This window comes from Streptomyces sp. NPDC060366, assembly GCF_042725135.1.
In the GTDB taxonomy this organism is placed as follows: Bacteria; Actinomycetota; Actinomycetes; order Streptomycetales; family Streptomycetaceae; genus Streptomyces.
Window position 1 is genome coordinate 1 of record NZ_JBHXDC010000001.1, and the last position, 25,497, is coordinate 25,497.

9 protein-coding genes are annotated in these 25,497 nt (G+C 70.1%); 6 read left to right on the top strand and 3 right to left on the bottom strand.

Translation table 11 applies throughout. From position 1 onward, the window contains the following. On the bottom strand, positions 1-10,988 hold a 10,988-nt coding region (locus ACFWHU_RS00005; protein ID WP_387222645.1), incomplete at its 3' end, for a type I polyketide synthase. Between the two features lie 239 nt (positions 10,989-11,227). On the opposite strand from ACFWHU_RS00005, the gene ACFWHU_RS00010 reads away from it, so the two are divergent. Continuing rightward, positions 11,228-11,722 (top strand): GbsR/MarR family transcriptional regulator, encoded by a 495-nt coding sequence (locus tag ACFWHU_RS00010; protein WP_385793384.1) that lies wholly within the window; start codon positions 11,228-11,230, stop codon positions 11,720-11,722. Positions 11,723-11,949: 227 nt separating this feature from the next. Here the strand turns inward: ACFWHU_RS00010 and ACFWHU_RS00015 are convergent, their stop codons facing one another. Continuing rightward, entirely contained in the window at positions 11,950-13,572 is a 1,623-nt protein-coding gene (locus tag ACFWHU_RS00015; protein WP_387222648.1) for an ABC transporter permease, read from the bottom strand. After that, entirely contained in the window at positions 13,569-14,486 is a 918-nt protein-coding gene (locus ACFWHU_RS00020; RefSeq protein ID WP_385793381.1) for an ATP-binding cassette domain-containing protein, read from the bottom strand. The genes ACFWHU_RS00015 and ACFWHU_RS00020 overlap by 4 nt, the downstream gene beginning before the upstream one ends. Positions 14,487-14,984: 498 nt before the next feature. Between ACFWHU_RS00020 and ACFWHU_RS00025 the strand changes: the two genes are divergently transcribed. The 5 genes from ACFWHU_RS00025 (at position 14,985) to ACFWHU_RS00045 (ending at position 25,494) form a co-directional block, all read left to right on the top strand. Then, on the top strand, positions 14,985-15,755 hold the full coding sequence (locus ACFWHU_RS00025) for a BTAD domain-containing putative transcriptional regulator (RefSeq protein ID WP_385793380.1): 771 nt from the start codon (positions 14,985-14,987) through the stop codon (positions 15,753-15,755). A 370-nt stretch (positions 15,756-16,125) separates the two neighbouring features. After that, positions 16,126-17,010 (top strand): TauD/TfdA dioxygenase family protein, encoded by an 885-nt coding sequence (locus tag ACFWHU_RS00030; RefSeq protein ID WP_387222651.1) that lies wholly within the window; start codon positions 16,126-16,128, stop codon positions 17,008-17,010. 9 nt (positions 17,011-17,019) lie between these two features. Then, positions 17,020-17,562: an FcoT family thioesterase gene (locus ACFWHU_RS00035; RefSeq protein WP_387222654.1), complete on the top strand. Its 543-nt coding sequence runs from the start codon at positions 17,020-17,022 to the stop codon at positions 17,560-17,562. Between the two features lie 73 nt (positions 17,563-17,635). Then, the gene (locus ACFWHU_RS00040) at positions 17,636-23,935 is read left to right on the top strand and encodes an SDR family NAD(P)-dependent oxidoreductase (RefSeq protein WP_387222657.1); all 6,300 of its coding nucleotides are present in this window, start codon (positions 17,636-17,638) and stop codon (positions 23,933-23,935) included. After that, the gene (locus ACFWHU_RS00045) at positions 23,932-25,494 is read left to right on the top strand and encodes a long-chain-fatty-acid--CoA ligase (RefSeq protein WP_387222661.1); all 1,563 of its coding nucleotides are present in this window, start codon (positions 23,932-23,934) and stop codon (positions 25,492-25,494) included. Before ACFWHU_RS00040 ends, ACFWHU_RS00045 begins: the two co-directional genes overlap by 4 nt. Positions 25,495-25,497 lie beyond the last annotated feature (3 nt).

A 25,497-nucleotide genomic window follows, 5' to 3' on the forward strand; every position in this document is an offset into this window, starting at 1 on the left:
ATGGGGGTGGTGAGGGTGGGGTGGGGGCTTGTTTCGATGTAGGTGGTGTGGCCGGTGTTGTTGAGGTGGGTGAGGGTGGTGTGGAAGTGGACGGGCTGGCGGAGGTTGTCGTACCAGTAGGTGTTGTTGAGGGTGGTGGTGTCGGTGGGCTGGGTGGTGGGGCGGGTGGTGGAGTGGAACGGGATCTGCGCGGCCTGCGGTGTGATGTCCGCGAGAGCGACCAGCAGTTCTGATTCGAGAGTTTCGACGTGGGGGCTGTGGGAGGCGTAGTCGACCGGGAGGAGCCTGGTCTGGATGTTGTTTTGCTGGCACTGGTCGAGGTAGGTGTGGACGTCCTCGGTCGTGCCGGAAATGACCGTGTGGGTCGGGGAGTTGATGACCGCGACCGACAGACTCTCGAACGTGGCGATCTGCTCGGTGACCTGCTCGTGCGGCAGGGTGACCGATGCCATGGTGCCGCGCCCGGTCAGCGAGGTCAGGGCTTTGCTCCGCAGCGCGACGATCTTCGCCGCGTCCTCCAGGCTCAGCGCCCCGGCGATGTGTGCTGCGGCGATCTCACCCTGCGAGTGACCGATGACAGCATCAGCGCTGGTGCCGTGGTGCTCCCACAGCCGCGCCAGCGACACCATGACCGCGAACAACGCCGGCTGAACCACGTCCACGCGCTCCAGCAGTTCCCCGGTCGGGTCGGTCAGGACGTCTCGCAGTGACCAGTCGACATACGGGGCCAGCGCTTTCGCGCATGCGTCGATGGACTGGGCGTAGACTGGCTCGGTAGTCAGGAGATCAGCGGTCATGAGCGGCCATTGGGCGCCCTGGCCCGGGAAGACGAACACCGTCTTACCCTGCGGCCGAGTCACACCGCTCACCACATGCGCACTCGGAGCACCCTCGCCCAGAGCCGCCAGCCCCTCCATCAGCTCGCCACGGTCAGCGGCGACCACAACGCCCCTGTGGGTGAGCGCAGCGCGAGTCGTGATCAGGGCGTGGGCGACCTGACCGGCCGTGATCTCGGGGTGCGCGGCAAGGTGCGCGTGCAAGCGGGATGCCTGCTCGGCCAGCGCCGGAGCGGTGTGACCCGACACCGGCCACACCACCACACCCGACCCAATCTCAGGGCCGGACTCCGCTCCGGGCTCGGTGACTTCAACTTCCGGAGCTTGTTCCAGGATGACGTGCGCGTTCGTACCGCTCATCCCGAACGACGACACACCGGCCCGCCTCAGCCGTGTCCCCTCGACCGCCCACGGGATGTTCTCCCTCAGGAGCTCCACCGCCCCCGCCGACCAGTCGACATGCGGCGTCGGCTCGTCCACGTGCAACGTCCGCGGAAGCACACCCTCCCGCATCGCCATCACCATCTTGATCACACCGCCCACACCCGCAGCCGCCTGTGCGTGCCCGATGTTCGACTTCAGCGACCCCAACCACAACGGCTGTTCGGCAGAGCGATCCTTGCCATAGGTGTCCAGCAGCGCCTGGGCCTCGATCGGGTCACCCAGCGTGGTACCCGTCCCGTGCGCCTCCACCGCGTCCACGTCCGACACCGACAACCCCGCGTTCGCGAGTGCCTGACGGATCACCCGCTGCTGCGAAGGCCCGTTCGGCGCCGTCAGACCATTTGACGCACCGTCCTGATTGACCGCCGAACCCTTTACCACCGCGAGTACCTGGTGCCCGTTGCGCTGGGCGTCCGACAGACGCTCCACCAGCAGCAGCCCGACACCCTCCGACCAGCCCGTGCCGTCCGCACCGGCCGCGAACGGCTTGCACCGGCCATCGGGCGCCAGCCCACGCTGCCGGCTGAACTCCACGAAAGTGTTCGGCGTCGACATCACCGCGACTCCGCCGGCCAGCGCCAGCGACGACTCGCCCTTGCGCAGCGACTCGCAGGCCAGATGCAGCGCGACCAGCGACGACGAACACGCCGTGTCGATACTCAGCGCGGGGCCCTGGAGCCCCAGGTTGTAAGCGATCCGACCGGACATGATGCTGCCGAACGTGCCCGTGAGCGCGAAGCCTTCCGCGCTCTCCCGCGCCTGCTCGGCCCAGTGGGCGTAGTCGTGGTACATCGCGCCGACGAAGACACCGGTCGCGCTCCCCTTGAGCGAGGTGGGGTCGATGCCCGAGCGTTCCAGCGTCTCCCACGCCGTCTCCAGCAGCAGCCGCTGCTGCGGGTCCATCGCCAGCGCCTCTCGGGGCGAGATGCCGAAGAAGGCCGCGTCGAAGGCATCGGCATCGTGCAGGAAACCGCCCTCGCTGGTGTAGGAGGTGCCGGAGTGGTCGGGGTCGGGGCTGTAGAGCTCCTCCAGATTCCAGTTCCGGTTGGTCGGGAACTCGCTTATGGCATCGGTGTGTTCGGCGACGAGGCGCCACAGGTCCTCAGGCGAGGTCACTCCGCCGGGGAAGCGGCACGCCATGCCCACGATCGCGATCGGCTCGTCGTCCGACCGGGGTGTGGTCACCGCGACGGCGGCGCCCCCGGCGATCGCGGTGACAGCGGCCTCGGTGGCGGACGACCATACATATTCGATCAGTGCGGCAGGTGTCGGGTAGTCGAACAGCAGAGTGGCCGGGAGCCGCAGACCCGTGCTCGAACTGAGCCGGTTGCGCAGGTCGACCGATGTGAGCGAGTCGAACCCGAGAGCCTTGAAACTGTCGGCCAGGTCGACCTGTTCGGACGCCACGTGCCCGAGGCTGGCGGCGACCTCCGTACGGAGCAGGTCGCGGATCAAGGTCTCCTGCTCGGCCTTGTTCAGACCGGTGAGCCGGACGGTGAGCGACGCCGAAGGGTTACGTGTCCCCGGACGGCCAGACGCGCTGCCGGGGCGACCGGTCGAGGGCGCGAGCGAGCCGAGTACGGGCGGGAGTTGGCCGGCCAGGGCCTGTGCGCGCAACGAGTTGAGGTTCCAACGCGTCGGCACTACAAGGGCGTTGTCGGCGGCGCAGCCCGAGTCGAGCAGCGGCAGGGCGTCCTCGGGTGCCAGCGCCAGTACGCCGCTGCGTTCCATCCTCGCCACGTCGGCCGCGTTCAGATGACGGGTGATACCCGATTCGGTGTCCCAGAGACCCCAGGCCAGCGACGTACCCGGCAGCCCGGCGGCCCGGCGGTGCTGCATCAGGGCGTCCAGGAAGGAGTTCGCGGCGGCGTAGTTGGCCTGCCCCGCGTTGCCGAGCACGCCGAAGACCGACGAGAAGGTGACGAAGACCGAGAGGTCCAGGTCCCGGGTGAGGTGGTGCAGGTGGGTCGCGGTGTCCACCTTCGGGCGCAGTACGCGTTCGAGCTGGTCCGGTGTCATGGTGTCGATCAGACCGTCGTCCAGGACACCCGCCGCGTGGACGACACCCGTCAGCGGATATGTGTCGGGGACCTGGCCGAGCAGCGCGGCCAGCGCATCGGCGTCCGTGGTGTCGCATGCGGCGATGGTGACTTCGGCGCCCAACGCCCGGAGCTCCGCACGTAGTTCGGCGGCGCCGGGGGCCTCGGCACCCCGGCGGCCGGTCAGCAGCAGGCTCGGGACGGCATGCCGTACGACCAGATGCCGTGCGACCGCCGCGCCGAGCGCTCCGGTACCGCCGGTGATCAGGACCGTACCGGCACCGTCCCAGGGGTTCTCCGGCTGCTCCGGGGATAGGTCGAGACGGCCGAGGCGTGGCACGAGGACCGTCTCGCCCCGCAGGGCTAGCTGCCGCTCGCCAGCCGCCACGGCGCTCTGCACAGCGACGGTGAGTTGGTGCTGGGGAAGTTCCTCAGCGGCCTCCGGGTCGAGGTCGACCAGCAGATAGCGGCCCGGGTTCTCGGCCTGTGCGCTGCGGACCAGGCCCCATACGGGCGCGGCCGAAAGCCCCGGCAGTTCTCCCTCCCCCGCCGCCACCGCGCCCCGCGTCACGACGACCAGCGTCGCGTCCACCAGCCCGGTATCCGCCGCGAAGATCTGAAGTTCGCTCAGAACGTGCCGAGTTGTGCGCTTCGCCGTGTCCGCCAGGTCGTCGGCGGCCTCCGAGGGAACGATGAGCGACACGAAGTCCGGCACGGTCGCGCCTTCGGCGACGGCCGCAGCGAGCTCGGTCATGTTCCCGTAGAGGGCCGATTCATCCGGAAGACCGCGTGTCGGCGCGCCGACACTGGCCCATGACTGCGTCGACAGGGCCGGCTGGGAGACACCGACTGCCATCGTGTTCCACTCGACGACGTAGTGGGCGGCCACGTCGGCGTTCGACCGGGCTGAAGAGAGCTGGGCGGCCGACGCACGTCGGAAAGCCAGCGACTCGACGGACGCGACCGGCCCGCCGGTCTCGTCCATGATGGTGAGGGAGACGGTGTCCTCACCCGTGGGGCGGATACGAGCCCGGACCGCCGAGCCGCCGACGGCATGGACACGCACCCCCGACCAGGCGAAGGGCAGGCGAAGGCCGTCCCGCGCCTCGTCCGGCGATTCGGGCGCGAGGCCAAAGAGCAGGGTCGCGTGCAGAACCGCGTCGAAGAGGGCCGGGTGAAAGGCGAACGGGGCGTCGGCGGCGTCGAGTTCGTCGTGCGGCAGCCGCACCTCGGCGAACACATCGTCGTCCGAACGCCAGGCTGCCGTAAGCCCTCGGAACTGCGGACCGTACTCATAGCCCCGGAGAGCCAGCATGTCGTACGCGTCGGTGAGTGACAGCGGCTGCGCCCCGGCGGGCAGCCAGTCGAAGTCAACGGGAGCGGTGACGGGTTCGGCCACCAGCCGGCCGCGCGCATGGCGTGACCAGGGCTCGTCCACCGGGGCAGGGGCCCGACGTGAGTACACCACGAGCGGACGCCCGCCGGTCTCGTCCGGAGCACCGACCGCGACCTGAATCTGCACCGCGTCCGTCTCGGTGACCACGAGGGGCGCTTCGAGCGTCAACTCCTCGATCGTGTCGCACCCGACGTGCTCCGCCGCGTGCATCACCACATCGATGAGGGCGGTTCCGGGGAGCACGGTCGCACCGAGAATGACATGGTCCCCGAGCCACGAGTGGTCCGCCTGGGCGAATCGCCCGGTGAGCAGCGTGCCACCGCTCTCGGCCTGCTCGACGGTTGCGCCGAGGAGTGGGTGGTCGGTGGTGGTCAGCCCTGCGGAGGTGAGGTCCCTGGTGGCGGGTGTGTCGTTGAGCCAGTAGTGGTGGTGTTGGAAGGCGTAGGTGGGGAGGTTGGGGTGGTGGTTGGTGGGCTGGGTGGTGGTGGGCCAGGTGAGGGGGGTGTGGTGGGTGTGGAGTGTGGCGAGTGCGGTGTGGAGGGTGTGCTGGTGGGGGTGTTTGGGGTGGAGGGTCCCGATGGCCGTGGCGTTCGGGAGGGTTTGGGTGGTGAGGGTGGTGAGGGTGGTGTCGGGTCCGAGTTCGAGGTAGGTGGTGGTCCCGGTGGTGTCGAGGTGCTCGGTGATGCCGCTGTAGTTGACGCTGTGGCGGAGCTGCTGGGTCCAGTAGTCGGGTGAGACGGCTTGTTCGGGGGTGAGGGGCAGTCCGGTGCGGTTGGAGATGACGGGCAGGGTGGGGGGTTGCGGGTCGAGGGTGGTCAGAGTGGTGCGGAAGGTGTCGAGGACGGGGTCCATGTGGGCGGAGTGGAAGGCGTGGCTGACGTTCAGCGCGCGGGTACGGATGCCCGCTTCGGCCGCGCGGGTGGTGAGGGTCTCGATCTCCTGAACAGTTCCGGAGACGACGGTGTTGGTGGGGGAGTTGCGGGCGGCGATCTCCAGCCCGGTGCCCTCGATCAGCGGGGTCACGTCGTCGGGGGTGGTGTGGAGGGTGAGCATCGTGCCCTGGCCGGCGGGGAGTTCTCCCATGAGGCGGGCGCGGGTGGTGACGAGGGTGGCGGCGTCGTTGAGGGTGAAGATGCCGGCGAGGTGGGCGGCGGTGAGTTCGCCGATGGAGTGTCCGGCGAGTGCGTCGGGGCGCACCCCGTAGGACTGGACGAGCCGGTAAAGGGCTGTTTCCAGGGCGAAGAGGGCGGGCTGGGTGTACGTGGTGTGGTGCAGGAGATCCGCCTCCGGCGTGCCCGGCTCGGCGAACATCACCGTCAGCAAAGGCACCGGGAGATGCGGGTCCAGTGCCGTGCATGTCTCGTCGAGTGCGTCACGGAAGACGGGGTGCGTGGTGTAGAGGTCGTGCCCCATCCCCGCGTACTGGGAGCCCTGGCCGGTGAACAGCACGGCGAGCTTCCCCGCCCGGTACCGCCCGGTCACTGCCTGCGGGGTGGGAGTCCCGGCGGCAACAGCGGCCAGCGCGTCCATCAACTGCCCGCGCCCGGTACCGAAGACGACCGCGCGGTGGTCGAGAGTCGCACGCGTCCCCGTAAGAGCATCCGCGACCGCCGGAAGATCAACGTCAGGCTGCTCCTCCAGCCACGCGTGCAGCTGCGAAGCCTGCGCGGTCAGAGCCTCGGCCGTGTGACCGGACACCGGCCACACCACCACACCCGAAGACCCGGGCTCTGTTACTGACTCGACGGGTTCAATCGCCGGGGCCTGCTCAAGTACCACATGTGCGTTCGTGCCACTGATTCCGAACGAGGACACACCGGCCCGCCTCGGCGGGCCCTCCCCGACCGTCCACGCGGTGTTCTCCGTCAGAAGTTCGACCGCTCCCGCCGACCAGTCGACATGCGGCGTCGGCTCGTCCACGTGCAGCGTCCGCGGGAGTACGCCCTCCCGCATCGCCATGACCATCTTGATGATGCCCGCGACACCGGCAGCTGCCTGCGTGTGCCCGATGTTCGACTTCAGCGAACCGAGCCACAACGGAGCCGTTTCCGGCCGGTCCTTTCCGTACGTCGCGAGGATGGCCTGCGCCTCGATCGGGTCACCCAGCGTCGTACCCGTCCCATGCGCCTCCACCGCGTCCACATCCGCCGCCGACAGACCCGAGTTGGCCAGCGCCTGACGGATCACCCGCTCCTGCGACGGCCCGTTCGGAGCAGTCAGACCATTCGACGCACCGTCCTGATTGACCGCCGAACCCCGCACCACCGCCAGGACCTCATGCCCGTTCCGTACGGCGTCCGACAGCCGCTCCACCAACAGCAGCCCGACACCCTCCGACCAGCCCGTACCGTCCGCACCGGCCGCGAACGGCTTGCACCGGCCGTCCGGCGCCAGCCCGCGCTGCCGGCTGAACTCCACGAACATGCTCGGACTCGCCATCACCGTCACACCGCCCGCCAGCGCCAGCGACGACTCGCCGCTGCGCAGCGACTGGCACGCCAGATGCAGCGCCACCAGCGACGACGAACACGCCGTGTCCACCGTCACCGCCGGACCCTCAAGACCGAACGCGTACGACACCCGACCCGACGCGACACTCGGCGCACTGCCCGTCAGCAGGTGCCCCGCCACCCCGTCGCCCTGTTCGCTCAGCCGTGGCCCGTACTCCTGGAAGGTGCCGCCCACGAACACGCCTGTCCTGCTGCCGCGCAGTGACTGCGGGTCGACACCGGCACGTTCGAAGGCTTCCCAGGCCGTCTCAAGCACCAGCCGCTGCTGCGGGTCCATCGCCAGCGCCTCACGCGGCGAGATGCCGAAGAGCGCGGCGTCGAATTCGGCCGCCTCGTGGAGAAAACCGCCCTCACGCACGTACGACGTGCCGTTCCGCGCGCTCTCGGGGTCGGGCTGGTAGAGGGCGTCGAGATCCCAGCCCCGGTCGCGGGGGAACGGTCCGATCACGTCGTGGCCCTCGGCGACCAGTCGCCACAGCGCCTCAGGTGAGTCGCTGCCGCCCGGGTACCGGCAGGCCATGCCCACGATCGCGAGCGGTTCGTCGGTTGCTCCGGCCGCCGTCACCGGCGTCGAGTCGGCTGTTTCGCCGAGGAGTTGGTCGCGGAGCGCGGCGGCCAGTCGTAGGGGGGTGGGGTGGTCGAACAGCAGGGACGAGGGCAGGCCGAGTCCGGTGGCGAGCGTCAGCCGGTGGCGCAGTTCGACGGAGCCGAGTGAGTCGAAGCCGAGGTCACGGAAGGCCAGGCGTTCCTCGACGGCGTCCGGGGATTCGTGGCCCAGCAGCGCGGCGGCCTCGCTGCGGATCAGATCGAGGACGAGCCGTCGGCTGTCGTGAGCGTCCCGGCCGGTGAGCCGGTTTCGCCAGGATTCCGCCTTGGACCGGGCCGGGCTGTCGGGCGATGACGCGCCGGTCTCCTCCGCGAACGCGTCCGGTGCGTCGGGGAGTTCACGTACGTCGGCGAGTTCGCGCACGACGGAGCCTGCGGACGGCCGGGGGGCCAGCCAGTGGCTCCGCCGCTGGAAGGGATAGGTGGGCAGCGGCACCCTGGCCGCCCCCGTGGGCAGGAGCGCGGCGCTCCAGTCGACCGCGACACCGTGCGTGTACGCCGTGGCTACGGCGGCCAGCATGTCGTCCGCCTCGGACCGGCCGGCCCGGCGGCTCAGGGGTACGAAGGCCGGCTCCGGGTCGTCGACACAGCCACGCGCCATCGTGGTGAGTGTGGTGTCGGGACCGATTTCGACGAAGGTGGTGACGTCGGCCTCGCGCAGCCGCTCCACGCCGTCGGCGAAGCGCACCGTGTGCCGCGCGTGCCGCACCCAGTAGTCGGCGGTGCGCAGTTCGTCGGGGTCGGCGAGCTGTCCGGTGAGGTTGGAGACGACGGGGATGTCCGGGGCGTGGAAGGTGAGTGATTCGGCGACCTCGCGGAAGGCGTCGAGCATGCCGTCCATGCGGGCGGAGTGGAAGGCGTGGCTGACCCGGAGTTGTTTTGTTCTGCGGCCCTTGGCGTGCCAGCGGGCCGCGACGGCCAGTACCGGTTCCTCGTCGCCGGCGATGACGGTGGCGTTGGGCCCGTTGACGGCCGCGACGGCGACGCGGCCGGTCTCCCCCGCCGCCTCCGCTTCGGTGGCCAGTTCCGCTTCGGTGGCCTCGATCGCCACCATGGCTCCGCCGGAAGGGAGTTCCTGCATCAGCCGTGCGCGGGCGGCGACGAGCGTGCAGGCGTCGGTGAGGGACAGGACACCGGCGGTGTGGGCGGCGGCTATTTCGCCGATCGAGTGGCCGAGGAGGTAGTCGGGCCGTACACCCCAGCTCTCCAGGAGCCGGAAGGCGGCGGTCTCGTAGGCGAAGAGGGCGGGCTGGGTGTAGGCGGTCCGGTGGAGCAGGGCGGCTTCGCGAGTGCCTTCGGGGGCGGCGATGACGCGGCGCAGCGGGACTTCGAGGTGTCGGTCGAACTCGGCGCTGGCGGAGTCGAAGGCGGCGCGGAACGCGGGGAAGGCCTCGGCCAGTTGGAGTCCCATGCCCGGCCGCTGGCTGCCCTGTCCGGCGAAGAGGAAGGCGGTACCGCCCCGGAGGGAGGTGCCGAGTGCGGCTCCCGCGGGGGTCCTTCCCCCGGCCAGTTCGGTGAGGTGGGTGATGAGTGTTCCGCGGTCGGGGGCGAAGAGGACGGCGCGCTGTTCGAAGGCGGACCGGTGTACGGCGAGGGAGTGCGCGACGTCGGCGAGACGGTGCGTGGGCTGTTCGGCGAGGAGGTCCGCCAACCGGGTGGCCTGGTCGCGCAGTGCGGGTTCGCTGCGGGCCGACAGGACGTAGGGCAGGGGGCCGTTCGCGGGCGCGCCCGTGGTCTGTGTGCCGGTGGTCTGCGCGGCCGGTGCGATGTCCTCGGTGGTGGCCGCCGTGGTGTCGGAGGCGTACTCCCGCAGTACCACGTGGCAGTTGGTGCCGCCCATGCCGAAGGAGCTGACGCCGGCTGTCAGTTGCCGGTCCGGGTGGGGCCAGGGGCGGGTCTCCCGGACGAGCTCCAGGCGCAGTTCCTCCAGGGGGATGCGCGGGTTGGCCTCGGTGAAGTTGAGGCTGGCGGGGAGCTGCCGGTGGCGTACGGCGAGGATGGTCTTGAGGAGGCCGGTGATACCGGCCGCGCCTTCGAGGTGGCCGACGTTGGTCTTGACGGAGCCGACCAGCAGGGGGTCCTCGGAGTCGCGCAGGGATCCGGCGAAGGCGCCGAGGGCCGCCGCCTCGACGGGGTCTCCGAGCCGTGTGCCGGTGCCGTGGAGTTCCACGTACTGCACTTCCGCGGCCGTGAGGCCCGCCCGCCGGTACGCGGCGTTGAGTACCTGCTCCTGCGCTTCGGGGCTGGGCTGGGTGAGTGCCTGGGTGCTGCCGTCGTTGTTCATCGCGCTGGAGCTGATGAGGCAGTGCACGGTGTCGCCGTCGGCGAGTGCGCGGTCCAGCGGCTTGAGGACGAGTACGACGCCGCCCTCGCCCCGGACGTAACCGTCGGCTCCGGCGTCGAAGGTGCGGCAGGCTCCGGTCGGCGAGAGGGCGCCGAAGCGGGCGGCGGTGAGGAAGCCCTCGCCGGCCAGGGCGAGGTTCACGCCGCCGGCCAGGGCGACGTCGGATTCGCCGCGCAGGAGGCTCTCGCAGGCGAGGTGGACGGCGACCAGTGAGGAGGACTGGGCGGTGTCGACGGTGAGGCTGGGGCCGCGCAGGCCCAGGGTGTAGGAGACGCGGTTGGCGATGACTCCGCGGTTGAGTCCGGTGGCGGTGTGCCTGCCGATGCCGTCGGGGCCGTGGTCACGGGTGACGGCCGCGTAGCTGTCCTCCATGGCGCCGACGAAGACACCGATCGGGGCGCCGTCGAGGGTGGCGGGGACGATACCGGCCTCTTCGAGGGCTTCCCAGGTGAGTTCGAGTACGAGCCGCTGGTGCGGGTCGACGGCGGCGGCTTCCTTCGGCGGGATGCCGAAGAAGGCGGGGTCGAACTCGTCGACGCGGGGCAGGTATCCGGCCCGCGCGGTGCTGAGCAGGCCGGCGTCCACCAGTGCCTGGGGGGAGAGCGATCCCTCGGGCCAGCGGCCTTCGGGGGCCGGGCCGACGGCGTCCCGGCCCTCTCGCAGCAGGGTCCAGAAGTCGTCCGGGCCTCCCGCTCCGGGCAGTCGGCAGGCCATGCCGACGACGGCGATGGGCCGTCGGTTCGCCGCGGGATCCGCGAAGGCGCTGCCGTCCCGGTCCGCGTCCTGGTGGGATTCCTGTCCGGCAACCGACATCGTCGGCACTCCCATCGACCATCCACGTGGCCCAGGCAGGCAAGGACTGACACTGCCCGGCTGTCCGCTTAGATGCTCGGCACCTCGGCTAAAGGCACTCTTACCAAGACCTTTGGCCGACGAAGGTGGTGATCCTAAACGAAAGTGGATCACCTATACTTTTCAAGGATTCATGAAGTTCTAGCAGATAGTGGATTATGGTACGAGGTACCGACAAGAGAGGACGAAATATGTCGGCCATGCCCGATACCGAGGCGGCGCAGGACGCGGCGGTCGCCCAGTTCGTCGAGCGGTTCGCGTTGAGCCTGTCCGCGTTCGCCTTCCCGCGTATGGCCGCCCGTGTGTTCGTGGCGGTTCTCATCTCCGAGAAGGGCCGTCTGACCTCCCGTGAGCTTGCGGACACCCTGCAGGTGAGCCTGGCCGCCGTCTCGCAGTCGGTGCAGTACCTCCAGCAGGTGGGGCTCATCTCCAAGGACCGCGAGCCCGGTCAGCGCCGTGACAACTACCGTCTGCACGACGAGGGTTGGTACGAGATGTTCGCCCGCCGGGACGAGGCGTTCCTCCAGATGGAGGAACTGCTGGCCGCCGGGTCCGACGCGCTGGGCCCGGACTCCTCCGGTGCGCAGCGACTGGACGAGACGCGCAGGTTCATGGAGTTCGTCAGGACCGAGGTCGCGGACATGCTGCGCCGCTGGCAGGAGTCCAGTGGCCGTCACGGCGTGACGGAGAAGTAGCGTCCCCCTCTCCCACTCCGGAGTGCGCCGGGGCGGGACCGTGTATCGCCGGAGTCGCGAGGGCGACTCCCCCGGCTGTCGGCCGTGTTGTTCCCGGCCCACCGCCTCCCGCGCTGTGATTCCCGTGCCGCGGGGTCCCGTGTCTTCAGGGGCGCTTCCTTCCGCCGTCCCGCGCCGAAGGGCCGAACCGTCGGCGACGGTTCGGCCCTCTGGTTCTCCCCGGGCGGTCAGATGCTCAGGTTCCGCCGCCGGAAGAGCGCGGCGCCACCGGCCATGAGCACGGCAGCGATGAGCAGCAGCACCAGCACCGGCCCCGCGGCGAACTCCGCGGAGGGCATCTGCGGGACATGGCTGTAAGGCGACAGGTCCAGCACCGCCTGCGGAAGCTCCAGCGCGGCGCCGACCTGACCGATCAGCAGACAGATCGCGAAGACGGCCCAGGGCAGTACGACCGACAGTCGCGGCAGCATTCCGAAGGCGGCGACGGTGACACCCGCCAGGACCAGTACGGCGGGGAGCCGCGCCAGGGCGGCGGCGGTGAGGTCGACGAGGCCGCCGCCGATGTCGCCGGAGGCGATGCCGTATCCGAGACCGGCGCTCAGCCCGCTCAGCAGGGTGAGGGCCACGATGCCGATGACCGCGCAGGCGATCTGGCTGGTCAGCCACCGGTATCTGCTGACCGAGGTGGAGAGCAGGGATTCGAGGCCGCCCGTGGTCTCCTCGGAGCGCATCCGGTTGAGCAGCTGCACCGCGTACGCGCCGATGGCCAGGCCCAGCAGTCCGACGGTCGCGGACAGATAGGAGTCCACCAGCGAGCCGGCGCCGCCCAGTTGTTCGACGATCTCGGCCGTGCGGTCGCTGTCGCCGACGAGGTCGTTGATCTCGTCGCCCACGGCTCCGAAGGCGAAGCCCATGATCACGACGCCCACCGCCCAGCCGAGCAGGGCGCCGCGCTGGAGCCGCCAGGCCAGGCCGAACGGGCTGAGCAGTGACGGTGCGGCGCTCGGCGGGCCGAGCTTGACGGCCCGCAGGCCCATGCCCACGTCCCGTACCTTGGTCAGCGCGAAGGCCGCGCCCACCAGCCCCGCGAAGGCGGCGACCGGCAGGATCAGCACCCACCAGGCGTTGTCGTCGAACGGGCGGATCTGCTGGCCCCAGCCGATCGGCGAGAGCCATGACGGCCAGGAGCTCGACACCCGGGTGCTGTTCTCGCTGAGTGTGCCTGCGGCGTCGCCGACCGCGCGCAGCAGGAACGCGAGTCCGAGGAAGGCGGCCGCGGCGCCGTTCGCGGCGCGTGAGCTCTCCCAGATCTGCGCGGTGACGGCGGCGACACCCGCGAAGGCGATGCCGACCGCGCCGATCGCGGCGCCGGCGGCGAGGGAGCCGCCGGCGGACAGTCCGCTGCCGATCAGCGTCACGGCGGTGACGAGCGCCAGTACCACGTTGGCCAGTACGGCGAGGATGAGTGCGGCGGTGAGGGCGGCGTGCCGGCCGACGGCGGAGGAGCCGATCAGCTCGGCCCGGCCGGTCTCCTCGTTCTGCCGGGTGTGCCGTACGACGGTCAGTGAGCTCATCAGCGCGGCGGCGACCAGGACGAGCAGCAGCGCCTGCGTCATCGCGGTGGCGCCTTCACTGGTGCCGGAGACCAGGCCGTTGAAGACCAGGGCCACGGCGTTCTCGGCCGCGCCCTGCTGGGCGCTGACGCGTTCCTGTTCGTTCGCGTACAGGCTGATGACACCGGAGACCGTCGACGACGTGACGAGCGTCAGCGCGACGATCCACACCGGCAGTTGGATGCGGTCGCGGCGCAGCGCGAGCCGTAGCAGGTTTCCCGTTCCGGTGAAGCTCACAGCTTGGCTCCGACCTCTGACCTCGGCCCGGGCAGCTCGTCGCCGTAGTGCCGCAGGAAGAGCTCTTCCAGGGTGGGCGGCGTGCTGGTGAGCGAGCGGACCCCGTACTGGGTGACGTGGCGCAGCACCGCGTCCAGGTTGCTGGTGTCGACGTCGAAGTGCACACCGTCGTGGTCGCTCTTGAGGTCGTGCACGCCCGCCAGCCCCTCCAGGCCGTCGAGTTCACGCTCGGTCTGTACGGAGATGGTCATCCGGGTGAGGTGGCGCAGCTCGCTCATGGTGCCCGATTCCACGGTCCGGCCGTCGCGGATGATGCTCACCCGGTCGCACAGGACCTCGGCCTCGGCCAGGATGTGGCTGGAGAGCAGGACGGTCTTCCCGGCGTTCTTGATCTCCAGGACGCTCTCCTGGAAGACGGACTCCATGAGCGGGTCGAGACCCGAGGTGGGCTCGTCGAAGATGAACAGCTCGACGTCCGAGGCCAGCGCGGCGACGAGGGCCACCTTCTGGCGGTTTCCCTTGGAATAGGTGCGGAACTTCTTCGTCGGATCGAGCTTGAACCGCTCCAGAAGCTCGTCGCGCCGGCCCTTGTCGATCCCTCCGCGCAACTTGCCGAGCAGATCGATGGATTCACCGCCGGACAGGTTCGGCCAGAGGTTCACGTCTCCGGGCACGTAGGCGAGTCTGCGGTGCAGTCCGACCGCGTCGGCCCAGGGGTCGCCCTCAAGCAGTTCGGTGGTGCCGGAGTCGGCCCGCAGCAGACCCAGCAGGATGCGGATCGTCGTGGACTTGCCCGCGCCGTTCGGGCCGAGGAGGCCGTGCACCTCCCCTCTGGCAACTGTCAGGTCCAGCCCGTCGAGTGCTCGCACCGGACCAAAAGTCTTCACCAGGTTCGACACATGAATGGAGTTCATCACTCTCAACATATATCAAACATCAGCGAACTTGTGAAATGTGTGAGCGCAGCCAACTACTGGTCGTATCAACGGAGTTACCCCGCACCGGGTTACCGACACCGGGTGCCGACGGGGCAGGCCCCGTCCGGAACCCCACCCGGACCCCGTCCCGCGGCACTTCCCCGCGCCGCGCCGGGCACCCCCCGACCCCCGGCGCGGCGCGGGATCAGGACCCCGAAACATACGCGTAACAGGGCTGACAAACAGTCACGATCCTTAAGGGGGCCTTGGGCCCGACTAGGGGCGGGGGTAGGGGTTATGAGCCCGCCACCCGGTCTCCTAGTGTCCTTCTCGCCGCACCCCCTCACTGTCCGAACAGTGCCGGGTGCGTGCCGCCTCGACTGTCCTGGGGCGAAGACACGACGGGGGAGTCGGTCGAGTGCTGTGGGCACGGTCGCCCATGGCACTCGACCGGAGCCGTCATCTCAGGAAGCGATCAATCAGGAAGAGGCTCGTATGAAGTACGAGATACTTGGGCCACTGCGAGTGACTGACGAGAACGGCAGTTACTTCATCAACGCCAGGAAAATGCAGGTCCTGCTCACCCTGCTGCTCATCAGGGCGAAGCAGGTCGTTTCGATAGACGAGGCGATCACCGAGATCTGGGGCACCAACCCACCGCGCCGGGCCACCGCCGGCATCCATGTGTACATCTCGCAGTTGCGGAAGTTCCTGACCCGGCCCGACCGGGCCGAGAGTCCCATCCTGACGCAGCCACCCGGCTACTTCCTGAACCTCGGCGACGACGAGATCGACGTCCATCAGTTCCAGGCGCTGATGCACCAGGGCCGCGAGTCCATGAAGGCGAGTCAGTACACCGACGCCTCGGCCTCCTTCGAGAGCGCGCTCGCCCTGTGGCGCGGGCCCGTACTGGGTGAACTCCACGGCGGACCCGCCCTGGAGGGCTTCACCGCCTGGACCCACGAGACACGGCTGGAGTGCACCGAGCTGCTCGTGGAGGCCCAGCTCAGTCTCGGCCGCCACCTCGAACTGGTGGGCCGCCTGTACTCGCTGACGGCCGAACACCCTCTGCGGGAAGCCTTCTACCGCCAGCTCATGCTCGCCCTCAGCCGCTCCGAGCGGCAGGCCGACGCCCTGCGCGTCTACCAGCACGCACGGAGCATCCTCAACGAGGAGCTGGGCCTGGAGCCCTGCCGTGCACTGCGGGAGATGCAGCGGGCGATCCTCGTCAACGACGAGCGGCTCGAAATCGCCACCGCGGCGTGACCGACACGGACCACGAGAGGACGCCGCGGGGACCGCGGCGTCGCTCGACGGCGCCGTACGGGCCCGCAGGCCCGTAGAGATCGGCTCGACACAGGCCGGATCACCGGACACCGGGGGTCCGGCCCGAGCACCGTCCGGCCGAAGCACCCTCCGGCCGAAGCACCCTCCGGCCGACGCACCCCTCCTTACCGGGCCGTTTCACCGGCGGTCGTACGGAGAGTCGCGGTCGCCCACCGGCTCACACCCCCCTCCGCCCCCCTAGACCGACGGCGGACACCCCCTAATCGAGTTCCTGAGGCTGTCGTCCCGCACAGGTGCCTTTTAGATTTCCGGCATATTTCACATCCCGAACCCGGCAAGCAGGTTAACCATGATCACCATCCCGCAGAAAGACTCCCGCATCGGAGTCCACGTGGACGAATTCGATGCCATGACCGCTGCGGCGGAGGATCTGACCGCACTGAAACAACTCATCTACACCGACCGGATCGTGGTCCTCCGCAACCAGCGCCTCTCGCCTGCCGAGTTCGTGGAATTCGGCAGGCGGCTCGGCGAGGTGGAGACCTACTACCAGCCGATGTACCACCACCCCGAGCACAAGGAAATATTTGTCTCCTCGAACGTGAAGGAGGACGGGGCTCAGGTCGGGGTGCCGCAGACCGGGAAATTCTGGCACCACGACTACTCGTTCATGCCTCGTCCTTTCGGACTGACGCTGATATACCCGCAAGTCGTGCCCCAGCGGCACCGCGGCACATACTTCATCGACATGGCACGGGCCTACGAGAATCTGCCCGCCGGGCTCAAGGCCGAGATCCGGGGCAGCCGTGGTCTGAACAGTGTGCGCCGCTATTTCAAGATCCGGCCCACCGATGTCTACCGCCCGATCTCCGAAGTCCTCGCCGAGATCGAGTCGGTCACACCGGCCGCCGCGCACCCCACCGTCTTCACCCACCCGGTCACCGGTGAGCAGGTGCTCTACATCAGCGAAGCCGTCACCTACCGGCTGGAGGACGCCGCCGGCAACGGACTCAGGCAGGGCCTGCTGGAAGAGCTGTTCGAGGCGTGCGGTCAGGCCGACACCACCTTCACCCACGACAACATCCACCTCCAGACCTTCCAGAAGGGCGACATGCTCCTGTGGGACAACCGCAGCCTGGTCCACCGGGCCCTGCACACGGTGAACCCGGAGCCGACCGTCTCGTTCCGGGTGACCGTGCACGACGAGCACAACTTCTATCCCGGCATCGGCTGAGGGGGCGACGTGCAGTTCGGCCATGACGAGGACCTGCTGGAGCGGGCGCTGCGGGTGTACAAGCCCCACTGCCGGTATCTGACGTCGACCGTCGTGACGGCCAAGGGCGACCCCGCGGACCAGGGCGGACGGGTCGGCGTGCGCGGCCAATTCCACATTCCGGAGTCCTGTTACATCGACGACACCGGCCACTTCAACGCGGTCGAGTTCAATCTCTGCTTCAACCAGATGATTTATTTCATCATGGCCAAAGCGGTCAAGGAGCGGCTGATCCGTGCCTTCGCCGACTGGACCATGGAGGACTACTGGACGCGGCAGCTCCCCGACATGTTCATCGTCGATTTCCGCAGCACGTTCCGCCGCGCCATGCGCGGCCGGCACTTCTGGGGTGAGCTCGACATCGTGGATGTCGTGCAACGCGACGGCGGGAACGGCCCGTTGCTGATCCTGAGCACTACCTGCCGGTACGGCGAGGACGAGAAGACGGCCTGCCACGGCACGGTGCGCCTCGCCCTGAAGAACCCCCGCCCGGCCGTCACGGCCCCGGCCTGACCCCGTACTCCCGTCAGCAGCCCACTCAGCCGTCCGGCCCTCCCGGCCGACCGGCCGACCGGAAGTAGGAGCCTTGCCCACCACGTACGACGAGCCCGTCGCCATTGTCGGTATCGGCCTGCGGCTGCCCGGCGCCAACGACACGCCGGACGGGCTCACCGAGTTCCTGCGTGCCGGACGGTCCGGCCTGGGCCCGGTCCCCACCGACCGCTGGGACCCCGAGGGCCTGACGTCCGACGACCCCGACGCCAAGGGCACCATGCGGTGTGCGCAGGGCGGATTCCTCGACAAGCCGGACCACTTCGACGCGAAGTTCTACAACATCTCGCCGAAGGAGGCCGACTACATCGATCCCCAGCAGCGGCTCGCGCTGGAGGTCGCCTGGGAGGCCCTGGAGGACGCGGGTATCGACCCCACCGGGCTGCGCCACGGGGACGGCGCCGTCTACGTCGCCGTCAGCAACATGGACTACGCCGCCGAGATGATGGCGCTGCCCGTGGCGGAACTCAACGGCTACATCGGCACCGGCATGGCGCACAGCGCCGTGTCCGGCCGCATCTCCTACTTCCTCGGGTGGCGCGGTCCCAGCATCACCGTGGACACCGCCTGCTCCGCGTCACTGGTCGCCGTCCACCTCGCGGCGCGGGCACTGCGCTCGGGCGAGTGCGGCATCGCGCTGGCCGGCGGCGTCAACACCATCCACAGCCCGCGCGGGCACATCATCGCCTCCCAGTCGAAGATGCTCGCGCCCGACGGGATCTGCAAGACCTTCGACGACTCCGCCGACGGCTACTGCCGCAGCGAGGGCGGGGCGATGATCGCCCTGAAACGGCTCTCCGACGCACAGCGGGACGGCGACCGTGTCTACGCCGTGGTCCGAGGCTCCGCCGTCGGCCAGGACGGTGAGAGCAGCGCGCTCATGGTGCCCAACGGAGCCGCCCAGGAGAGCGTCATGCGCAGGGCGATCGACAGCGCCGCGCTGACTCCGTCCGACATCTCCTACGTCGAGGCGCACGGAACGGGCACCTCGCTGGGCGACCCCATCGAAATGGGCGCCATCAGCTCCGTGTTCGGCCGGTCGCACTCCCCCGACGCCCCCGTGACCGTCGCCTCGCTCAAGACCAATCTCGGGCACATGGAGGCCGCCGCCGGCATCGGCGGGCTCGTCAAGACCGCGCTCCAACTGCGGGAAGCCACCATCTTCCCGCATCTGAACTTCACCACCCCCTCCCGGCAGATCCCGTGGGACACCGCCCCGGTGACCGTGCCGACGACACTGCGGCCCTGGAAGGCGGCGACCCGTCGCGGCGTCGTCAACTCCTTCGGCTTCGCAGGGACCATCGCCTCGGTCGTCCTGGAGGAGGCACCGGCCGGGCCGCCCGCCGAGACGGACGGGGGACGCGAGGTGCCGCCCGGCCCGCATGTCTTCGCGCTGTCGGCGAAGACCGCTCCGGCGCTCCGGGGCCAGATCCAGCGCTATCAGGAACTGCTCGCCGACCGGCCGGAGCTGGACGTCGGCGAGCTGTGCGCCGGTGTCGGCGCCGGCCGGGCGCACTTCCCGCTGCGCGTCGCGGGAGTGGTGCGTGACCAGGAGGATGTCGCCCGGCTGCTCGACCGGAGCCGGACCCGCGCCGCCAGGACCGGAAGGAACCCGGACACCGCGAAGGTGGCCTTCCTCTTCTCCGGCGGCGGTTCGCAGTACGTGGGCATGGGACGCCCGCTGTACGAGCGGTTCGAGGTGTTCCGGGACCGTCTGGACACCTGCGACCGGCTGTTCGCCCCGCATCTGGGCAGATCCTTGCGGGACATGATCCTCGGTGACGTCGAGGACGCCGAACTCATCCACGAGATCCGCTACATGCAGCCGGCACTGTTCTCGCTGGAGTACGCGGTCGCGGAGCTGTGGATGTCATGGGGCATCACCCCGTCCGTCGTGGTGGGACACAGCATCGGCGAGATCGTGGCCGCGACCGTGGCCGGAGTCTTCGGCCTGGAGGACGCCGTCACCCTGATGGCGGCGCGTGGTGAGCTGATGCACGAGTCACCGCCGGGCGCCATGGCCGCCGTCGAGGCCACCACCGACGAGGTCGCCCCGCTGCTGGCCGAACGCCCCGACCTCTCGCTCGCCGCCGTCAACGGCGCGAACCAGCTGGTGATATCCGGCGGCGAGGAGTCCCTCGCCCGGGTCGTGGAGGTCCTCGCGGCACGCGGTATCCGCACGAAGCGGCTCGCGGTCTCCTGCGCCTCGCACTCCCCGCTGATGGCCGAGGCCGCCGAGCGGCTCCGCGAGGTCGTCGCCGGACTCACCTTCCACGAGCCGCGGTTCACCCTGGTGTCCAATCTGACGGGCGCGGTCGCCGCGCCCGGCGAACTCGCCTCCGCCGACTTCTGGGCCCGCCACCTCCTCGAACCGGTGATGTTCGCCGACGGTCTGCGCGCCGTCGCGGCCCGGGGGCGGCACGCCTTCGTCGAGATCGGTCCGGCGACCGACCTGATCGGCATGGGCAAGCAGTGCCTGCCCGCCGACGAACACCTCTGGCTGAGCAGCCTGCACCCCGAGGACACCGACGGCACCGTCGTGCGGCAGTCCCTCGCGCAGCTCTACGTCAGCGGCGCGCCGGTCGACTGGACGGCCCACCACGGTCGGCCCCGCCGCACGATCACCCTGCCCACCTACGCGTTCGACCGCCGGCGGCACTGGCTCCCCGAGGCCGCCGCCGCGCCGCGGCGCACCGGCGGCGACACGCACCCCCTGCTGGGTCGGGAGATCACCACCGACGAACAACGCGCCGCCGGTACAAGGGAGTTCACCGCCCGGCTGGGCGCCGGGCAGCCCGCGTACCTGGCCGACCACAAGGTGATGGGCAAGATCGTCTTCCCGGGGGCCGGCTATCTGGAGATCCTGCTGGCCCTCCAGGACGCCGTCCACGGCGAGAGCGGTCTGCCACTGACCGGCGTGACGATCCACGAGGCACTGTTCCTCGACGAGAGCGCGACCACCGAGATCCGCACCCGGCTGTACCCGCGGAAGGGCGGTACGGCCGGGGTCGACATCGTCAGTCTGGCCGAGGCCGGGCACGGGGACGGGGACCGGCCCGCGCTGGAGAGGCTCCATGTCACCGCCACCATCGCCACGGACGGGCACGCCGGGGACGGTGACGCGCTGGCGGCGACGGAGAATGGGCTCCGCGGCGCGTCCGACGCTGCGGGCACACCGCGGGCCGAGCACCGGGCCGACGATCTGTACGCGGAGTTCGCCGAGTTGGGCGTCGACTACGGCCCGGGGTTCCGGGGCCTGGAACATGTCGGGCTCCACGGCGACGACCTCGTGGTGGGCCGGTTGCGCGGCGTCTCCGCCGCCCCCGCCGAGCTGCTGCCCCCCGCCGTACTGGACTGTGCGTTCCAGACCCTTGCCGCGCTCTCGCGCGAGGGTGACGCGGTCGCCATGCCGGTCGGCTTCCGCCGCTGCCGGCTGCTGCGCAAGCCGCGCGGCGCCGCACTGCGCAGCGTGCTGCGCCGTACCCCTGCCCCGGATCCGGACGACCTGCCCCGCGCGGATCTGCTGATACTGGACGGGGACCGCACCGTCTTCGTCCTGGAGGGCCTGGCCCTGCGCCGGGTGACGAACGCGGCTCCCGACCGGGAGCGGATGTACTCCGAGGTCCGCTGGGTGAAGCGGTCCCTGCGCACGGAGAACCGCGAGCCGCGCCGCGTGCTGCTCGTCGGCGCCGGACGGGAGAGCCTCGACCAACTCGCGGGGGCCGCGGCCGGGCAGAACACCGAGCTGGCGGTCGCGGCCGACGCGGAGCAGGCGCTGGCGCTGCTGGCGGACCGGCCCACCGACGTGTGCTGGTTCTGGCGCGGCAACGGCTCCGTACCCGACGGCGGGGATCAGGACGCGGCGGGGCTGCGGGCCGAGTGCGAACGCAACTACCGCGACCTGCTGGCGCTGCGGGACGGCCTGGACGCGGCGCGCTTCGGCGGCGGCCGGCGTCTCTGGCTGATCACCGAGGGCGGTCAGTGGGTGCCCGGCGACAGCGCGTGGGACACCGGTACGCCCCCGGCCGCGGCGACGCTGTGGGGCTTCGGCCAGGTCATGTGGACGGAGTACCCGGCGTACCGCGTGACGCTGGTGGACCTTCCCGGCGGCGGACGCGACCTGAGCCCGCTCCTGGCCGAGTGGTCGGCCCCCGATTCGGCCGAGTACCAGATCGCCTACCGCTCCGGGCTGCGCCATGTGCGACGGGTGTACGCGGAGACGGGAGGTCCGCGCACGGACGTCGAACTGGTCGTCAAGGAGTACGGCCGGCTCGACGGCATCGTCCCGGTGCCACTCCAGGAGGCGCCCGCCCCCGAGGGGGACGAGATCCAGGTACGGGTCCACGCCGCGGGTCTCAACTTCAAGGACGTCCTCAACGCGCTCGGTCTGCACCGGGAGCACGCGAAGGCAGCCGGACTGGACGACACGGCACTGCCGCTCGGTCTGGAGTGCGCCGGAGTGGTGACCGCGGCCGGCCCGGACGCGGAGTTCTCCGTGGGTGACGAGGTCGTCCTCGCCCATCCGGGCTGTCTCAGGCAGTCGGTGACGTGCGCGTCGGCGATGGCGGCCCGTAAACCGGCGCATCTGTCGTTCGCCGAGGCGGCGGCCCTGCCCACCGCGTTCCTCACCGCGTATCACGGGCTGCACCACCTCGCCGGGATCAAACCCGGTGACCGGGTCCTGATCCACGCCGCCGCCGGCGGTGTCGGCCAGGCCGCGGTCCGGCTCGCCAAGCTGGCGGGAGCGGAGATCTTCGCCACGGCCAGCCCGCACAAATGGCCGCTGCTGCGCGCCCAGGGCGTCACCCGTCTGGCGAATTCGCGCACCCCGGAGATCGCCGACGAGATCCTCGCGGCGACCGGCGGGGCGGGGGTCGACATCGTCCTCAACAGCCTCGCCCAGGAGTTCATCGAGGAGAGCGTCCGGGCGCTGGCCGAGGGCGGCCGGTTCGTCGAACTCGGCACCATGAGTGCGTGGACCGCGCAGGAGATGCGCCGCAAACGGCCCGACGTGACCTACCACACGGTCGATTTCGGCGTCTACGATCCCGCTCAGGCCCAGCAGTTGGCCCGTGACGTGCTCGGTAGCGTGATGGAGATGGTGAACAGCCGGGAGCTGACGCCCATCCCCACCACCGCGTACACCCTCGACGAGGTCGAGGAAGCCTTCAGCGTGCTCAGCAGGGGCGCCAACATCGGCAAGGTCGTCATCGGATTCGGCGAACGCGCCCCGGAGAAGACGGCCGACACCGGAATCCGGCCCGACGAGACGTATCTGGTCACCGGTGGCTTCGGCGCGCTCGGGGGCGTCGTCGCGGAGCGCCTCGTCCATCTGGGAGCCCGCCATCTGGCGCTCCTGGGGCGCCGCGCCCCGGCGCCCGGGGCACTGGACGCGCTCCGGGAGCGCCTCGGGGCCGGCACCGAGATCACCACCCTCACCGGGGACATCGGGGACCCGGACGACGTCCGCCGGATCACGGCGGTCCTCGGCGCTCTCCCCCAGCCTCTGGGCGGTGTCGTCCACGCGGCCGGTGTCCTCGCCGACGCCCCGGTCACGGCCCAGACATGGGAGAACATCGACACCGTCTTCCGGTCCAAGGTGTACGGCAGTTGGCTGCTGCACCGGGCCACCGAGCACTTCCCGTCGTTGCGGTTCTTCGTCGGCTACTCGTCCGTGGCCTCGGTCGTGGGCTCGCGGGGACAGGCGAACTACGCGGCCGGGAACAGCTTCCTGGACACGCTGATGTGCCGCCGCCGCACCGCCGGGCTGCCCGCCCTGAGCGTCAACTGGGGCGCCTGGGGCGACATCGGGCTGGCCAGCGGAATGGAACAGCGGCACATCGCGAATGTGGAGGACCAGGGCTTCTCGTTCTTCGGGCCCACCGTCGGCATCCGCGCCCTGTTCCGTGTCCTCGACCGGCCCGCCGCCCAGATCGTCATCGCCGAGGTCGACTGGGACCGGTACTCCGCGACCCGGCCGCAACCGAACGCCCTCTACCTCCAGGTCGGGCGCCGCACCGCGGACGTGACGGTCCAGGTCGATCCGCGGGTCCTGCTGGCCCTGCCGCGCGGTGAGCGGCTGGAGGCGGTCTCCGAGGTGCTGCGGGGTGCCATCGCGGACCTGCTGCACTTCGACGGCGCCGACGACGTCCCGCCCGACGCGCGATTCTTCGAGGTGGGCCTGGACTCCCTGGCCGCGGTCGAACTGAAGAACCGGCTGGAGCTCCAGTTCCGCGTCCCCCTGTCCACGTCGAGCGTCTTCGACCACCCGTCCGTGGCACTGCTCACCGAGTTCATCGAGCAGCGCCTGACCACACCGGAGGAGACGCGATGAACGCTCCCCACGCCGCGCGTCCCGCCGTGCGACGCTTTCCCACCCTCACCGCCACCGCGGCCCACCACGCCGAGACGCGCCCCGACCGGGTCGCCGTGCGGTGCGGGGACAGGGAGGTGACGTTCCTGGAGCTGTACCTCCGCGGCAACCGTACGGCGCACGCGCTGCTGGCCGAGGGCCTCGTCCCCGGCAGCCGGGTGGGGTATCTGGCCAAGGACACCGAGCACTACTACGACCTGCTGCTCGCGTGCGCCGCCGGTGGCACCGTCCTGGTCCCGGTGGACCCCCGGCTGACACCCGGTGAGATCGAGCATGTGCTGCGCGACTCGGGAACCGAACTCCTCGTCACCGAGGAGGAGAAACTGCCGGTGGTCGAAAGCCTGGAGCTCGGGTCCCTGCGTACGGTGCTGGCGCTCGACGACGACGGCGCGCGGCCCGGCGGATTCCTCCACTGGAAGGCCGACCGGCCGGACACCCCGCCCGGCGCCCCCGCCGGCGCCAGGCGACCGCTGGCCCAGATGTACACCAGCGGCACCACCGGCAGGCCCAAGGGTGTGGTGCTCGGCCAGCACACCTTCTGGGCGGTGAACGACCTGCTGGCCAGGCACGGGCTCGACTGGATCGACTGGCGGGAGGAGGACCGCCTCCTCCAGGTGCTGCCCGGTCACCACATCGGTGGTCCCTGGTGGTTCATGCAGGGTTTCCGCGCAGGTGCCACGCATGTCGTGGCTCAGGGGTTCGACGCCCGACGCACTCTCGCTCTGCTCGCGGAAGACGGGATCACCACCACGCTGATGGTGCCCTCCATGCTGCGGATCCTGCTGGCCGAACCAGGGGTGGGACCCGAGCACTTCACTGGTCTGCGGAAGGTCGTCTACGGCGGCGCGCCGATCCCCGAACCGCTGCTCGAACAGTGCCTGGACGTGATGGGCTGTGAGTTCGCGCAGATCTACGGTCTCACCGAGACCTGTGCCTCCGCGGTCTGTCTGCCCCCGGCCGACCATGTGCCGGGAAACTCGCGGCTCAAGGCGGTCGGCCGCCCCTACCCCGGGGTGGCCGTGCAGGCCGTCGACCGGTCAGGGGACCCGCTGCCGCCGGGCCGGGTCGGGGAGATCCGCATCGACACCCCGGCCGTCATGACCGGTTACTGGCAGCGGCCCGAGGAGACGGAACTCGCCCTCGCCGACGGGTGGTTGTACACCGGCGACGCCGGCCATGTCGACGAGGACGGCTACGTCTACCTCCACGACCGCATCAAGGACGTCATCCTCGTCGCGGGCGAGAACGTCTACCCGGCCGAGGTGGAGAACGCGCTCAGCAAGCACCCGGCGGTCGCCGAGGCCGCGGTGGTCGCCACGCCCGACCAGGTGCGCGGCGAGGCCGTACGGGCCTGTGTCGTGGTGAGGGCGGGCGAGCGGCTCACCGCCCGTGAACTGATGCTGTTCCTGCGCGAATTGCTGGCCCCCTACAAGATCCCCACGGCCTACACCTTCGTGGACTCGCTGCCGCGCAACGCCGCGGGAAAGATCCTCCGCCGCGAGCTGCGCGACCGCTTCTAGAAG